We start from the raw sequence: 16521 nt of genomic DNA on the forward strand, positions 1-16521 counted from the left end.
ACCCCCGATTAAATTTTTATTTTTCCTCTTCATAAAGGGTATAGAGTTTTTTAGCTATATTTTCATCTGAAACAGCTAAAATTTTCACTTCTTCTCTACCTATAGAAGCACCCAACTCTTCCTTTGTAAAATCCTCAATAAATTTTACATCTTTTGTTTTGCAATGATTAACAAATTTCTTCTTAGTACTATCTGACGCGTCCTTTGAAATTATAAATAGATAAATATTTTTTTTATTTCTTTGTTCATTACATTTGCTATAGCCTTCTATTAAACTGCCGGCTCTTTTTGCTAATCCTAAGAAATTAAAGAACTTATTCATTTATTATTTCTTCCTTTAATCTATTATAAACACTTTCATCAATTGCAATATCTAAGCTTCTACTAAGTCTTTTTGTCTTGAAGGCTTTTTCTAGGCAGTCTATGTCTCTACAGATATAAGCTCCTCTACCAGACTTTTTCCCAGTTAAATCTACTGAAACTTCTAATTCAGGACTTTTTACAACCCTGATTAGTTCTTTTTTAGGCTTCATTTCCATACATCCAGTACATTTTCTTAAAGGAATTTTCTTTACTTTCATAAAAAACCTCCCCTATTATTCAACTGATTCATTTTCAATTGCTTCATCAATATCTGTATTTTCTTTTAAAGATTCAACTTGTGATTTGCTTTTTATATCTATTTTCCAATTAGTTAATTTTGCTGCAAGTCGTACATTTTGACCTTCTTTACCAATTGCTAAAGATAATTGATTATCATCTACAACTACTTTAGCAGACTTAGTTTCTTCATCAGCAGTTACTTCTAAGACTTTTGCTGGACTAAGGGATGCTGCTATAAATTCTTCTGGGTTTTTACTCCATTTTATAATATCAATTTTTTCGCCCTTAAGCTCATCAACAATCTTTTGCACTCTTGCTCCTTTTGGACCAACACATGCTCCCATTGGATCAACATTTTCATCATTTGAATGTACAGCAATTTTACTTCTTGAACCAGCTTCTCTTGAAATACTTTTAATTTCTACAACGCCATTATATATTTCTGGAACTTCTAATTCAAATAATCTTTTTACAAGTCCTGGATGTGTTCTGGAAACTGTAATTTGAGCACCCTTTGATCCGTTTTTTACTTCAACTACATATAGTTTAACTTTTTCATTAAACTTATATTCTTCACCAGGTATTTGTTCATTAGGACCAATAGTAGTTTCAATTCTTCCAAGATTAATAAATACATTATTTTTATCTTTTCTAAGTACTGTACCAGTAATTATGTCATATTCTAATTCCTTTAATTCAGTATAAATAGCATTTCTTTCAGCTTCTCTTATTCTTTGAGTTACTACACCTTTAGCTAGCTGAGCAGCAACTCTACCAAAGTTTTTAGGTGTAACTTCTAAATCTACAATATCATCTAAATCATATCTAGGGCTTATTGATTTCGCCTCTTCTAAACTAATTTCTGTTATAGGATCATATACATCTTCCACAACTACTTTTTGAGCATATACGCGGATTTCTCCATTTTCTCTATTTATATTTACTTTTACATTTTGTGCTGAAGTTGTTGGTCCTGCATAATTTTTCTTATATGCTGCAACTAATGCATCTTCAATTGTTGTAAATAAAAGTTCTTCACTAATCCCCTTTTCTTTTACTATTTCTTTAAGAGCGCCAATAAACTCCTCATTCATTTTTATATCCTCCTTATTATATTTCCCCTTCTAAATTAGCTGATTTAATTTTATCTTTAGGAATTTCTATTTCCTCTCCGGCTTCCTCTAAAATAATTGAAATATCTTTTACTTCTTTAAGTATTCCTTTAAAGATCTTTTTACCGTCAAGGCCCTTTGATAACTTAACTTGAATTTCTTTTCCAATTTGTTTTCTATAATGCTCATCAATATATAGTCTTCTATTTAATCCCGGAGACGATACTTCTAAATAATAAGCTTCTGGTATTGGATCTTTTTCATCCAATATATCACTTATTCTTCTAGACATAGCTTCGCAATCTGATAAAGTTATGCCTCCGCCTTCCTTATCAATATATATTCTTAAATAATAGCTTCCATCTTCCTTTACATATTCAATGTAATAAATCTCTAAATTTAATTCTTCTGCTATAGGTCTTGCATATTGATTAATTTCTTTAACTAATAAATCAACCTTCATATTTAAACCTCCTTTTATTATGATTTTGTAGATTATAAGTTATAATAGAAGTTTTCCCAATATTCTATAAAAAAAGCAACTATTTTAGTTGCAATTAAATAGAAAGAGCGGGTATTTATATCCCACTCCCAAATTCTAGCTATTAGTAAATTACTTCTTATGTTTATCCTAACATAATTTAAATATTAATACAAGGAAAATTTAAAATAAAGATAGAGAAGGGATTATATTGAAAATTATTATATAATAAATACATTATAAATTTTCAATTTCCTTCATTAATTCTTCAATTAGATCTTCCTCCTTAACCTTCTTAATAATTTTGCCTTTTTTAAAGATTAAACCTTCACCATTTCCACCAGCTATTCCAATATCAGCTTCCCTTGCTTCTCCTGGGCCATTAACTGCACATCCCATTACAGCAACCTTAATATTCTTATTTATATTTTCAATTCTCTTTTCAACTTCCTTAGCTATTTCAATTAAATTGATTTGTGTTCTTCCACATGTTGGACATGATACAAATTCTAAACCGGTTTCCTTTAGCTTTAAAGCTTTTAATATTTCTTTAGCAACCTTTACTTCTTCTATAGGATCACTTGTTAAAGAAACTCTAATTGTATCTCCTATACCTTCTGCAAGCAAGGTACCAAGACCTATGCTTGACTTAATAGTTCCTCTGAAAGGAGTTCCAGATTCTGTTACTCCTAGATGCAATGGATAATCACATTTATCAGCTATTAATCTATAGGCTTCTATCATCATAACAACATCTGAAGACTTAATTGAAATTACTATATCACGAAAGTCTAATTCTTCTAAAATTTTAACATGTTTTAATGCAGATTCAACTAATCCTTTAGCTGTTGGTTTTCCATCTCTTGCTAATATACTTTTTTCTAAAGAGCCTGCATTTACACCAATTCTTATTGGAATATTTTTTGCCTTAGCTGCTTCAACTACAGCTTTTGTTTTTTCAACGCTTCCTATATTACCTGGATTTATTCTAAGTGCAGAAACTCCATTTTCTATTGCTTTAAGAGCTAATTTATAATCAAAATGAATATCTGCTACTACTGGAATTGGTGACTGTTTGCAAATCCATTCTAAAGCTTCTGCTGCTTTCATATCTGGAACAGCACATCTAATAATATCACAGCCTGCGATATTTAATTCTCTTATTTGTGCAAGAGTTGCTTCTACATCTCTTGTATCTGTATTCGTCATAGATTGTATTGTTATTTTTGCATCTCCACCAACATAAACATTTCCTACTTTTACTTTTCTTGTTTTTCTTCTTTCCATATCTTATCTCTCCTATAAACTTATAGGGAATAGTATATCCTTTATAGTTACTAAGATCATAACTCCAAATAAAAACATAATTCCAAAATAATTTATTGCTGCAACTACCTTTTCTGGGACCTTTCTTCTTGTAATCAGTTCAATTAGTAATATAACTGTCCATCCACCATCTAAAGCTGGAAATGGCATCATATTCATAACTGCTAAGTTTATACTTATATAAGCTAAAAAATATACTAAATTCCAAATTCCACTTTCAGCTGCAGCACTTGACATTCTAATTATAGATACTGGTCCTCCAACATCTGTTTTAAGATTTAATTTTCCAGTAACCATCATTTTTATGCCTGTAAAGGTCTGATTCACTGCAGAAATAGTTTTATTGAAACTATGTTTAAAACTGTCAAAGATGTTTGGGCTATTAATATATTTAAATCCAAAACCTATCATATATCTTTCACTATTACCATCTTTAACTAATTCTGGAGTTATGGTATATTCATACTTTTCCCCATTTCTTTCTATTAAAAAATCTACCGAATTGTCCTTTGCCATTCCTATAGCAAATTGTATATCCTCCGAAGTATAAATTTTATTTCCATCTACTTTTAGAAATTTATCCCCTTCTTGAAGACCAGCTTCCATAGCAGGAGAATTTTCTACAACACTATCTACTACTGGCAAAGCATAGCCAAATTTATTTAAAATTATTGTATACATTAGTATAGCAAATAAGAAGTTCATAGCAGCCCCTGCCACTATTACGCTTATTCTTCTTAAAGGAGACTTTGATGAGAAGCTTCTTTCATCCTGTACTTCTTCCTCCTCACCTAGCATTTTAACATATCCACCTATAGGAAACAAACCTAAAGAGTACTTTGTTTCTTTGCCCTGAGTAGAAAGTATTTTAGGGCCCATCCCTATAGAAAATTCCTCAACTTTAATTCCATTAACCTTTGCCATAATAAAATGTCCAAGTTCATGAACAATAATAAGTAAACCAAATCCTATTAACGCATAAATTATATACAATATACTTCCTCCTACTTACAATTATCTCTTACATATTTTCTTACTTTATAATCAATTTCTAATATATTTTCTAAGGTAAGTTCTTTTGATTTTTCTTCTTTAAAGTATTCTAATGCTTTTTCGATTATTGTTGGAATTTCAATAAAGTTTATTTTTTCTTCTAATAGTAAAGCAACAGCTTCTTCATTAGCAGAATTTAAAATACATGGAGCAAGGCCACCTTCTTTTCCTGCTTGATATGCAAGTTTAAGGCATTTGAAAGTTTCCATATCTGGCTTTTCAAAAGTAAGCTCACTAATTTCATAAAAATTTAGTTTACTAGCAATAGGATGCTTTCTTACCTTTTTATTTAATGCATATTGAATTGGCAGTCTCATATCTGTTGATCCAAGCTGTGCAATAACGCTTGCATCCTTATATTCAACCATTGAATGTATAATACTCTGAGGATGAATAATCACTTCAATTTTATCATAAGAACAATTAAATAAATAATGAGCTTCTATTACTTCTAATCCTTTATTCATTAAAGTTGCTGAATCAATCGAAATCTTCTTGCCCATATTCCATTTAGGATGGTTTAAAGCCTCTTCTACTGTAACATTTTTTAAATATTCTAAATTCTTTCCTCTAAAAGGTCCCCCTGAAGCAGTTAATATTATTTTACTGATATCATCTGTTTTATATCCACTTAAAGCTTGAAAAATTGCACTATGTTCTGAATCTACTGGATATATTTTAATATTATTTTCTCTAGCCTTTTTCATAATAAGTTCCCCAGCAACAACTAGAGTTTCCTTATTAGCTAATGCAATATCCTTTTTTGCTTCAATGGCCTTAATTGTTGGTCTAAGACCAATCATTCCAACAACAGAGGTTACAACCATATCTATTTCTTCAAGTGTAGCAATTTTTTCTAAACCTTCAATTGCTGAATAGACTTCTATATTAAAGTTATTTTCTATACAATATGATTTTATGTCATCTGCAGCATTTCTATCCATCATTGCAACATATTTAGGCATAAATTCTTTAATTATTTCCTTCATTTTATTTACAGATGTATTTGCACTTACCCCAACTAAGTTAATTTCTTTGTTAGATTTTCTTATTACATCTAAGGTTTGAATTCCTATTGAGCCTGTTACTCCTAAAATTGAAATATTATTCATTTTTGCCTCCTAATTTACGTAGATATATAAAAACTATCTCTTCATAAGATTTATTAGCTTACCATTAATTTTATTAAGGTTTTCCTTATTATTTTATATTATTATTTCAATAAAAACAATTATTCTCAATAGAAAAATATAATAACAAATTATTAACAAATAAAAATTATTAGTTAAAACCAATATTTATAACTATAAATAAAAAAATAACAGCTGAAACAGAATTTTTATTCAAATACTATTTCATCTGCTATTTTTAATTTATTATAATAAAAATTTAAATTTTTGCTATAAAGGTTAAATAATAAAACACTACAAGTGAATTAAATAAAATTGAATCAAATCTATCTAATATTCCACCATGGCCAGGTATTAAATTTCCATAGTCTTTTATGCCAACATATCTTTTAATAGATGATGCTGCTAAATCTCCAAGCTGTCCCATTATTCCACATAAAGCTCCTATTAAGAAAAAGTGTATCAAATTAACATTGGCAATTCTATTAATCATTATAATACCGAAAATCCCACAACCAATAGTACTTCCTAAAAATCCTCCAATAGATCCAGCTATTGTTTTATTCGGACTTATTTCTGGACATAGCTTTTTCCTGCCAAAATATTTCCCTGAATAATAGGCAAGGGTATCAGAAAGCCATGAACCTATAAATATTAACCAAATTAAATAATTACCGTTAACTTTATTACTAATAATAGGAATAAAGCTAAATAAGATTCCAACATAAATAAAAGATAATATGGTAAGAGCTGAGTCAATAAAATTATATTTAAGATTTATTATAGGAATTATAAGTAATAAAATTGATACAAGCAATAGTACATATACAAATTTCTCTAAGTTACTATTCATTAAATAATATACAATTAATAAAATATATCCTGCTATATCGATAGGATTAAATTTTTTTTCTTTTAACGCACTATAAATTTCATATAATCCTAAAACAGAGATAAGAAAAGTAATAGATTTTAACCAAACCCCTCCTAGTAAAAGAAATATGACAAAAGGGGTCATAACCAAAGCTCCAAAGTATCTGCTATTTTTTTTCATTATCACACCTCTAAACTATTATATTCCACCATATCTTCTATTTCTATGTTGGAAATCGTAAATGGCCATATGTAAGTGTTCCTCATTAAAATCTGGCCAGCATATATCTGAATACCAAAATTCTGAATAAGCACATTGCCATAATAAAAAGTTACTAATTCGTTGTTCTCCAGAAGGTCTTATAATAAGGTCTGGATCAGGTATATTGCAAGTATAAAGATAATTTGAGAATTTATCTTCATCAATTTCATCTAAATTTATTTTATTATTTTTATAATCTTCCGCTATAGTTTTTACCGCCCTTAAGATTTCATCTCTTCCACCGTAATTAAAGGCTAGATTTAAAACTATACCTTTGTTATTTTTAGTAATTTCAACAGCCTTTATTATCTCTTCTTCGGCAATCTTAGGAAGTTTAGTAATATCTCCAGATATCCTTATAACCACACCATTTTTATTTAATTCTGCTAACTCTTTTTTAAAGTACTCTACTAAAAGATTCATTAAAGCAGATACTTCATCTTTAGGTCTCTTCCAATTTTCTGTTGAAAAAGCATAAAGGGTTAGATATTTGATCCCAATTTTATCTGCTTCTTTAAGAACTCTTCTAATGGCTTCTACTCCAGCTCTATGGCCCATTGTCCTAGGAAGATTTCGCTTTCTTGCCCATCTGCCATTTCCATCCATTATTATAGCAATATGTTCAGGAATATTTTCTTTATCTAAAACTATTTCTTTTTTCTTTTTTTTTATAAAGGATCCTATCATATTTCCTTCACCCTCCAATATAAATAAGGAAAAAACCCGCTAAAGAGCAGGTTTATATTGACATTATCTCTTTTTCCTTAGATAAAACTATTGTATCGATTTCCTTTACAAATGAATCTGTTATTTTTTGAACTTTTTCTTCAGCAACTTTTAATTCATCTTCAGAAATTTCCCCGTTCTTTTTAAGAGCCTTAATTTTATCATTTGCTTCTTTTCTAATGGCTCTTATTGCAATTTTTGATTCTTCTCCAGTTTTCTTAACAACCTTTACTAAATTTTTTCTTGTTTCCTCAGTTAATTCAGGTACTACTAATCTTATAACACTACCATCATTTGATGGGTTTATTCCTAAATCTGAAGTTAATATTGCCTTTTCAATTTCTTTAATTAAAGATTTTTCCCATGGAGCAATCACTAGTACTCTTGGCTCAGGTGCAGAAACATTCGCAACTTGATTTATTGGGCAAAGACTTCCATAATAATTAACTTGGATTCTATCAAGCATAGTAGGATTGGCTCTACCAGCTTTCATTGTTGCTAAATCCTTTTTTAAAACAGCAATTGTTTTATTCATTTTTTCTTCTACTCTTTGAGTTATATCTTTAATCATATAAACCTCCCTATTTTATACTTGAAACTAATGTACCAATTTTTTCACCAGTAACTGCTTTTATAATGTTTCCTGGTGTATCTAATCCAAATACTAAGATTGGAATATTATTATCCATGCATAATGAAGTAGCTGTGGAATCCATTACTTGTAAACCTTGCTCTAAAACTTCTATATAACTTAATGTATCATATTTTTTAGCATCTGAATATACATTTGGATCCTTATCATAAACTCCATCTACTTTTTTTGCTAATAAAATTACATCTGCTTCTATTTCAGCAGCTCTTAAAGCCGCAGTAGTATCAGTTGAAAAATACGGATTTCCTGTACCAGCTGCAAATATTACAACTCTTCCTTTTTCAAAATGTCTAACAGCTCTTCTTCTAATAAAAGGCTCAGCTATTTCTCTCATTTCTATAGCAGTTTGAACTCTTGTCTTTACACCATTTTGTTCTAAAGAATCTTGAAGAGCTAAAGCATTAATGCAAGTTGCAAGCATTCCCATATAATCTGCTTGTGCTCTATCCATGCCTTCTCCACTTCTGCCTCTCCAGATATTTCCACCACCAACTACTACTCCAACTTCTAAATTCATTTTTACTAGTTCCTTAATTTCTAGGGCTATTCTTTTAATTACGTCGAAATCGAAACCAAAGCCGTTTTCTCCAGCTAAAGCTTCCCCAGAAATTTTAAGTATTACTCTTTTATATTCACTTTTTCCCATTCTTAGTACCTCCACAAATTTAATTTGGTATCTCCCTAAAAAAAGGAGAACACAACGTGTCCTCCTTTGTATTACTTAGTCATCTTAGCTACTTCTTCAGCGAAGTTATCTTCAGCCTTTTCGATACCTTCTCCTCTTTCGAATCTTACAAATCTGTTAACAGTTATAGGAGAACCAACTTCCTTTGATTTTTCTTGAAGGTATTTGATTATGCTCTTATCTCCATCTTTAACCCAAGCTTGATTTAAAAGGCATACTTCTTTAAAGTATTTTTGAATTCTTCCGTTTACCATTTTATCTACAATTTTTTCTGGTTTTCCTTCATTTAAAGCTTGAACTCTGTATATTTCTTTTTCTTTTTCTAAAGTAGTTTGATCTACATCATTTTCACTTAAGAATAATGGATTTGCAGCAGCAACTTGCATACAAACGTCTTTTGCTACTTCTCTTAATACTGCAGTATTGTCAGAATCAGAAGCTAATTCAACAACAACACCAATTCTTCCGCCACCATGGATATAGCTTTCTACTAATCCTTTTTCAACAGAGAATTTTTCGAATCTTCTTAATGTCATATTTTCGCCTAATTTTGCAATTAAAGCTGTTAAAGTTTCTTGAATAGTACTGTTATCATCATATTTTTCATTAACAAGTTCTTCTACTGTTTTTGCAGAAGTCTTTGAAGCTATTTCTGCTATTCTATCAGCAACAGCAACGAATTCTTCGTTTGCTGCAACAAAGTCTGTTTCACAGTTTAATTCAATAATTCCGGCTGTTTTTCCATCTTCTGATACATAAGTTTTTACAAGACCTTCTGCTGCAATTCTTCCAGCTTTTTTAGCAGCAGCAGCTAATCCCTTTTCTCTTAATATTTCAACAGCTTTTTCCATATCTCCATTAGCTTCTGTTAAAGCCTTTTTGCAGTCCATCATTCCTGCACCAGTTTTTTCTCTTAACTCTTTAACTGATTGAGCAGTTATCATAATGTATATTCCTCCTAACTTATTGTAAACCTTATTATTTAGGTTAAAAGGTAAATGAGAATTCTCACCTACCTTTCTATAATTATTCTGCTAATTGTTCTCCTTGTCTTCCTTCTATGATTCCATCAGCTATTTTAGCAGTTATTAATTTAACAGCTCTTATAGCATCATCATTTCCTGGAATTACATAATCTACTTCTTCAGGATCACAGTTAGTATCTACTATACCAACAACTGGAATACCTAAAATTTTAGCTTCTGAAATTGCTATCTTTTCTTTTCTTGGGTCAACAACGAACATAGCACCTATATTATTAGCATCTAAGTTCTTTATTCCACCTAAGTTCTTTTCTAATTTTTCCATTTCATTCTTTAATTGAGCAACTTCTTTCTTAGGAAGAACTTCAAATGTTCCGTCTTCTTCCATTTTCTTTAAAGCTTCAAGTCTATTGATTCTAGTCTTTATAGTAGAGAAGTTTGTTAACATTCCACCTAACCATCTATTATTAACAAAGTGCATGTTAGATCTTATAGCTTCTTCTTCAATAGCTTCTTGAGCTTGTTTTTTAGTACCTACAAATAATATGTCTTTTCCTTCAGCTGCAACTTCTTTAATAAAGCTATATGCTTCATCTATTTTCTTTACTGTTTTTTGTAGGTCGATTATATATATTCCATTTCTTTCTGTGAATATATAAGGAGCCATTTTAGGGTTCCATCTTCTTGTTTGGTGTCCGAAATGTACACCTGCTTCTAATAATTGTTTCATTGATATTACTGACATTTTCTTACCTCCTGGTTATTTCCTCCAATATCTTCTTATAAAGCTTCCTTAAACAAGGCACCGTCTTTATAAATCTGATATTGTGTGTATTTTATTACCTTTGTTAGTATAACATAAGCTAATTATAGTGGCAACATTTTTTTTACCAAATTACTTCAATTTTATTTTCATGCAAAAAGATGCCAAATAAATTGACATCCTTAATTTATGTTATTTTATTTTTTTAATTCATCTAAAAGCTTATCATTTAATATCTTTATATGAGTACCTTTCATTCCAAGGGATCTAGATTCAATAACTCCTGCACTTTCAAATTTTCTTAGAGCATTTACTATAACACTTCTAGTAATTCCAACTTTATCTGCAATTTTTGAAGCTACTAATAAACCTTCGTTACCGTCTAATTCTTCAAAAATATGTAGTATAGCTTCACGTTCTGAGTAGGAAAGAGTTCCTATTGCTAATTCTACAACAGCTTTTTTCCTTGCTTCTTCTTCTATTTCAACCTGCTTTGATCTTAAAATTTCCATACCAACTACAGTAGCACTATATTCTGCCAAAACTAAATCTTCATCAGTAAAGTCTCTATCAAACCTTGCAAGTATTAAAGTCCCAAGCCTTTCTCTATTACCTATTATTGGAACGATAGTAGTTATTTTATTATCTATAATGCAATCGCCCTCACCTTTAAAGACACATTCACCTTTATTTTTTAAATTAGCAATTGTTTCACTAATATTTAGCAAACTATCATTATAGCTTTTAGGAAATCTTTTTTCAGTTACTACATAGTTTTTCATAATATCACATTCAAAATCTTTTACAAATGTATATCCTAATATTTTTCCTTTTCTACTGGTTACATATACATTACATGCAAGAACTTCACTTAAAATTGAGCATATATCTTCAAAAGCCACAGGTTCAGTACCAGATTTTTGTAGTATTTTATTAAGTTTCCTAGTTTTGTCTAATAGTGATGACATTCCATTTCCTCCTATATTTCAAAGCTATTTTTTGAATATTTAAAATAGACTTAATTTTCAAAAAATATGAATCTTTATTAAAGAATATCATAACTATTTCCTATTTTCAACATTTTTTTATCTTATTAGACACAAACTAGTTTTCGCTCTCCTTTTCTTTAGTTAAAATAACCTCGTTTTTACATTCTTCGTTAGAGCATTGTGCATAATTACCTTTTGATTTACTATATTTTAGTACCATATAAGAATTACATTTTTCACATTTTTCCTTTAGAGGTTCATTCCAGCTAACAAAATCACACTCTGGATAATTACTGCATCCAAAAAACTTCTTACCCTTCTTGCTTCTTTTTGCAATTACTTTTCCTCCACATTTTGGACAAGGTACATCTAATTCTTCTACTATTGGCTTTGCATTTTCACATTCTGGGTAACCTGGGCAAGCTAAGAACTTCCCATATCTTCCTTTTTTAATTACCATCATTCTACCACATTTATCACAAGGTATATCAGTTGCCTCATCTTCAATAACAACCTTAGAAACCTCTTTTTCTGCTCTATCAATAGCTTCTTTTAATGGTTTATAAAAATCTCCAACGATTTTTCTCCAATCTTCTTTTCCTTCTTCTATATAATCTAAGTTTCTTTCCATCTCTGCAGTAAATTCAACATCTACTATTTCTTTAAAATATTCACTTAAAATATTGTTTACTATAATACCGAGTTCGGTTGCTACTAGATTTTTCTTATCTCTTCTAACATAATCTCTGCTTAGTAAAGTTGTAATTGTTGGAACATAAGTACTTGGTCTACCTATACCCTTTTCTTCAAGAAGTTTAACAAAGGAAGCTTCAGTATATCTAGCTGGCGGCTGAGTGAAATGCTGTTTTCCTTCTACATCAACCTTAGTAAGTTTATCACCTTCCTGTAAATCTGGTAAAGCTACATCATCTTTCTCTTCTTCTGAATTATACTCATATACTTTCATAAAACCATCGAAATTCACTATAGAACCATTTGCTTTAAACTTATAATCTCCATTATTTATTTCTATGCTTTTAGTTTTTAATTCGCAAGCTTCCATTTGACTTGCCATAAATCTATTCCATATTAACGAATATAATTTATATTGTTCTGCAGTCAAGGATTCTTTTGCGATTTCAGGCGTAATTTCTATAATTGTTGGCCTAATAGCTTCATGGGCATCTTGAGTATTTTTTTTAGTTTTATAGACCCTTTTATTCTTAGGAACATATTCTTCACCAAAATTTGAAGCAATAAATTTTAATGCATTTTCTTGAGCCTCATCTGAAATTCTTACAGAGTCTGTTCTCATATATGTTATAAGACCCACTGTGCCGTAACCTTTAACTTCTACCCCTTCATATAAGACTTGTGCTATTGACATAGTTCTTTTGGTAATAAAATTTAATTTTTTTGACGCTTCTTGTTGTAATGTACTAGTTGTAAAAGGTGGTAATGGATTTTTAATTCTTGTTCCATCTTTGACCTTTGTTACTAGAAATTCTCCCTTTTTTAATTCTTCAATTATTTTATTACTTTCATCTTCTGTATTTATTTCTATTTTCTTATTTTTATATTGAGAAAGTTTAATAGGGAATTTTTTTCTGTCTTTAACCGCAGTACAATCTACTGTCCAATATTCTTTTGGAATGAAATTATTAATTTCTTCTTCTCTATCGCAGATTAATTTTAATGCAGCAGATTGCACTCTACCAGCACTTAATCCCCATTTTACATTCTTCCATAAAATTGGGCTTATTTGATAACCAACTAATCTATCTAATATTCTTCTTGCCTGCTGAGCATCTACTAAATTTATATCTATTTTTCTCGCTTCTTTTATTGAACCTTTAACAGCCTTCTTAGTTATTTCATTAAAAACTATTCTGCATTTTTCATTTTCATCTAATTTTAAAATATTTGCTAAATGCCAAGATATTGCTTCCCCTTCACGATCAGGGTCTGTTGCTAAATATATTTTATCAGCCTTTTTTGCAGCCTTTCTTAATTTATTAAGTAATTCGCCTTTACCTCTAATTGTAATATACTTGGGGTTAAAATTATCCTCAACATCTACAGCTAATGTACTTTTTGGTAAATCTCTTACATGGCCCATTGATGCTTCGACTATGTAGTTTTTTCCAAGATATTTACTTATAGTCTTTGCTTTTGCAGGTGATTCTACTATTACAAGATTTTGTCCCATATATAAAACTCCATTTATTATTTGGAGTTTTCACCCCCTTAAATTTTTTATAATGATTTTACATAATAATTGCCCGGAAGGCAAATAATTTCGTTTTTCTTTTGCATTTCAAATAATAACCCAAATAATACCTTTCTGTCAACATTTACAGATTCTAATATTTCGTCCAAATGCTTTGGTTCATCGCTAATAATATTAAATAAAGACATTTTTAATGAGCTAATTTTGCCCTTTTCCTTGTCTTTTTTCTTAAGATTAAATAAACTTCTAAGATCCTCTAAACTCGAAAGTATATGGGCTCCATCTCTTATTAATTTATTGCAGCCATTACTATTTCTCTGAAATATTGATCCAGGAACTGCCATCACTGATTTACCTTGATAAAGAGCATAATCTGCTGTTATTAATGACCCACTTTTACTTGAAGCTTCCACAACTATTAAGCCTTCAGAAATTCCACTTATTATTCTGTTTCTCATAGGAAAATAATACGGTCTTGGATTTGTTCTTGGAATATATTCTGATATTATAAGTCCATCTTTTTTAATATTTTCATATAATAATTTATTGCTCTTAGGATAAATATAATCTACTCCACAGCCTAATACAGCAATAGTTTTTCCTGAATTTTCAACAGCACACTTTTGAGCAATAGAATCTATACCAATGGCCATTCCACTTACTATAGTAACATTATTATCACTTAGTTCCTTTGCAATAAGCTTTGCAGCTTCCATTCCATATTGACTGCAATTTCTTGCGCCTATAACTGCAATCATTCTACTTTTTAGCAAATCCAAATTACCTATATAAAATAATGCATAAGGTGGATCATATGCACTTAATAATGTTTCGGGGTATTCTTCTGAAAATATTGTAATGTAGTCAATTCCCTTTTCCTCCATATATTCTATAAGTTCTTCTATTTGACTTTCTTTTAGCTCTAAATTTAATTTATATAGTTCGCTTATTTTATTTATATTATTCCTTATATAATTAATACTCTTATATTTTTTTATTAAAGATATTTTTTCTTTATTAGATAAATTCAATAATATAAACCATAATTCATCTTTATTCATAACCTTCACCTACAACTAAATAATTTCTCCAAAGATGTTTTTTCTATAAGCTAAAGCTTCGAAAATATGATATTCATATATGTTCTCACTTTCATCTAAATCTGCTAATGTTCTTGAAATTTTAATTATTTTATCATAGGACCTCATAGTTAGATTAAATTTATCATAAAATAATTTAACTAAATCTACTGCTTCCTTGGTAATATTAAAAAATTTATTTATGTCTTTACCTTTTACTTCTGAATTATAGTTGTAACTGCTGTTTTTATATCTTTGCCTTTGTATTTCTACAGCCCTCATAACACGAGCTTTCATGGTTTTAGAATCTATTCTATCCTTTTTACAATTAATATCTTCCAACTTTATTCTTGGTACATAATTTAATAAATCTATTCTATCTAAAAGGGCTCTAGACAATCTTTTTTGATATCTTTTAATCTCTGTTTCTGTACAAGTACATCCATTCTCCCCGAAATTTCCAGAATACAGGCCACAGGGACATGGATTAAAGGCCCCTATTAGTAAAAAATTAGATGGAAGATTATAGGAATAGTTCAGCCTATTTATTCTAACAACCTTTTCTTCTAAAGGTTCTCTTAACACTTCTAAAACTTCTCTTTTAAATTCTAATATTTCATCTAAAAACAAAACTCCATTATGAGCTAGAGTAATTTCTCCAGCCTTTATTTCCTTCCCCCCACCTGCTAAAGCAACCTTCGTTATTGTATGATGAGGGTTACGAAATGGTCTATTTATTCCATGACCTTCTAAATACATGCCTGAAGCACTATATATTTTAGCGATTTCCATTTTTTCTTTATATGTAAGATTAGGCATAATTGATGGAAGAGCTTTTGCCAGCATTGTTTTTCCAGCCCCAGGAGAACCAAAAAGTAATATATTATGTCTCCCTGCTGCAGCAACTTCCATAGCCCTTTTGGAAGTTTGTTGTCCAATTATATCTGAATAATCTATATATTTATCATCATTATTTCTTTTTTTATCATCCTCACAAAATTCAAAGGGCAACAAATCTTGGTTCTCTATAAAAGATACTACTTCTTTTAAGTTTCTAAAAGGATAAAAATTTCCTATATTAAAATATCTTAATTCTTTTAAATTATTGTAAGGAAAGATAAAATTATTTTTTTCCTTGTTTTTTCCTTCAAATATAATTGGGAGAACACCCTTTATTTCTTTTAAATCTCCCGCTAGTGAAAGCTCACCAAAGATAATAAAATCTTTAAGATTTTTGGGACTAATCTGCTTTGATTCCATTAAAAGTCCTATAGCTATAGGTAAATCAAGTAAAGATCCAATTTTTCTAAGGTCTGCTGGTGCAAGGTTTATAGTAATTCTACCTAAAGGAAATTCAAAACCACTATTTATTATTGCTGATCTTACTCTTTCTTTAGCCTCCTTTATTGAAGCATCAGGTAGTCCAACAATATTAAAACTAGGTATTCCCTTAGTGATATCAACTTCTACATTTACTAATATTCCATCAAGTCCATTATATGTAGCACTTATGATTTCTATAGACATATATATCACCCCTTATTACTCTTATCTTTTAAAAATTATTGACACTA

Annotated in this window: 17 protein-coding genes; all 17 read right to left on the reverse strand. The window is 29.7% G+C overall.

Going from position 1 to position 16521, the window contains the following annotated elements:
- Nucleotides 1-16: 16 nt before the first annotated feature.
- Nucleotides 17-322, reverse strand: coding sequence for a ribosomal L7Ae/L30e/S12e/Gadd45 family protein (locus BEN51_RS05410; protein ID WP_119865057.1), 306 nt, complete (start codon nucleotides 320-322; stop codon nucleotides 17-19).
- On the reverse strand, nucleotides 315-581 hold the full coding sequence (gene rnpM / locus BEN51_RS05415; RefSeq protein WP_119865058.1) for an RNase P modulator RnpM: 267 nt from the start codon (nucleotides 579-581) through the stop codon (nucleotides 315-317). The genes BEN51_RS05410 and rnpM overlap by 8 nt, the downstream gene beginning before the upstream one ends.
- A gap of 15 nt (nucleotides 582-596) precedes the next feature.
- A complete protein-coding gene (nusA, locus tag BEN51_RS05420; RefSeq protein ID WP_119865059.1) occupies nucleotides 597-1697 on the reverse strand; it encodes a transcription termination factor NusA in 1101 nt (366 codons plus the stop codon).
- Nucleotides 1698-1713: 16 nt separating this feature from the next.
- Complete coding sequence (rimP, locus tag BEN51_RS05425; protein ID WP_119865060.1) at nucleotides 1714-2178, reverse strand: ribosome maturation factor RimP; 465 nt, start codon at nucleotides 2176-2178, stop codon at nucleotides 1714-1716.
- 255 nt (nucleotides 2179-2433) lie between these two features.
- The gene (ispG, locus tag BEN51_RS05430) at nucleotides 2434-3483 is read right to left on the reverse strand and encodes a flavodoxin-dependent (E)-4-hydroxy-3-methylbut-2-enyl-diphosphate synthase (RefSeq protein ID WP_119865061.1); all 1050 of its coding nucleotides are present in this window, start codon (nucleotides 3481-3483) and stop codon (nucleotides 2434-2436) included.
- Nucleotides 3484-3495: 12 nt separating this feature from the next.
- Complete coding sequence (gene rseP / locus BEN51_RS05435; RefSeq protein ID WP_119865062.1) at nucleotides 3496-4515, reverse strand: RIP metalloprotease RseP; 1020 nt, start codon at nucleotides 4513-4515, stop codon at nucleotides 3496-3498.
- Between the two features lie 11 nt (nucleotides 4516-4526).
- A complete protein-coding gene (gene dxr, locus BEN51_RS05440) occupies nucleotides 4527-5687 on the reverse strand; it encodes a 1-deoxy-D-xylulose-5-phosphate reductoisomerase (RefSeq protein ID WP_119865063.1) in 1161 nt (386 codons plus the stop codon).
- Nucleotides 5688-5964: 277 nt separating this feature from the next.
- Entirely contained in the window at nucleotides 5965-6759 is a 795-nt protein-coding gene (locus tag BEN51_RS05445) for a phosphatidate cytidylyltransferase (protein ID WP_119865064.1), read from the reverse strand.
- Between the two features lie 18 nt (nucleotides 6760-6777).
- Nucleotides 6778-7527 carry an isoprenyl transferase gene (locus BEN51_RS05450; RefSeq protein ID WP_119865065.1) on the reverse strand — a complete coding sequence of 250 codons (750 nt, stop codon included), beginning with the start codon at nucleotides 7525-7527 and terminating at the stop codon, nucleotides 6778-6780.
- A gap of 52 nt (nucleotides 7528-7579) precedes the next feature.
- Nucleotides 7580-8137: a ribosome recycling factor gene (gene frr / locus BEN51_RS05455; protein WP_119865066.1), complete on the reverse strand. Its 558-nt coding sequence runs from the start codon at nucleotides 8135-8137 to the stop codon at nucleotides 7580-7582.
- A 10-nt stretch (nucleotides 8138-8147) separates the two neighbouring features.
- On the reverse strand, nucleotides 8148-8864 hold the full coding sequence (pyrH, locus tag BEN51_RS05460; protein ID WP_119865067.1) for a UMP kinase: 717 nt from the start codon (nucleotides 8862-8864) through the stop codon (nucleotides 8148-8150).
- A 71-nt stretch (nucleotides 8865-8935) separates the two neighbouring features.
- Nucleotides 8936-9847, reverse strand: a complete 912-nt coding sequence (tsf, locus tag BEN51_RS05465) for a translation elongation factor Ts (protein WP_119865068.1) — start codon at nucleotides 9845-9847, stop codon at nucleotides 8936-8938.
- Between the two features lie 82 nt (nucleotides 9848-9929).
- The gene (gene rpsB, locus BEN51_RS05470) at nucleotides 9930-10631 is read right to left on the reverse strand and encodes a 30S ribosomal protein S2 (protein WP_119865069.1); all 702 of its coding nucleotides are present in this window, start codon (nucleotides 10629-10631) and stop codon (nucleotides 9930-9932) included.
- Nucleotides 10632-10846: 215 nt separating this feature from the next.
- Nucleotides 10847-11617 (reverse strand): GTP-sensing pleiotropic transcriptional regulator CodY, encoded by a 771-nt coding sequence (gene codY, locus BEN51_RS05475; protein ID WP_119865070.1) that lies wholly within the window; start codon nucleotides 11615-11617, stop codon nucleotides 10847-10849.
- Between the two features lie 136 nt (nucleotides 11618-11753).
- Nucleotides 11754-13847 (reverse strand): type I DNA topoisomerase, encoded by a 2094-nt coding sequence (gene topA, locus BEN51_RS05480; protein WP_119865071.1) that lies wholly within the window; start codon nucleotides 13845-13847, stop codon nucleotides 11754-11756.
- A gap of 47 nt (nucleotides 13848-13894) precedes the next feature.
- Nucleotides 13895-14929, reverse strand: coding sequence for a DNA-processing protein DprA (dprA, locus tag BEN51_RS05485; RefSeq protein ID WP_119865072.1), 1035 nt, complete (start codon nucleotides 14927-14929; stop codon nucleotides 13895-13897).
- Nucleotides 14930-14944: 15 nt separating this feature from the next.
- Nucleotides 14945-16474, reverse strand: a complete 1530-nt coding sequence (locus tag BEN51_RS05490; RefSeq protein ID WP_119865073.1) for a YifB family Mg chelatase-like AAA ATPase — start codon at nucleotides 16472-16474, stop codon at nucleotides 14945-14947.
- Nucleotides 16475-16521 lie beyond the last annotated feature (47 nt).

Origin of the sequence: Clostridium isatidis, assembly GCF_002285495.1 — a bacterium.
Taxonomy (GTDB): domain Bacteria; phylum Bacillota; class Clostridia; order Clostridiales; family Clostridiaceae; genus Clostridium; species Clostridium isatidis.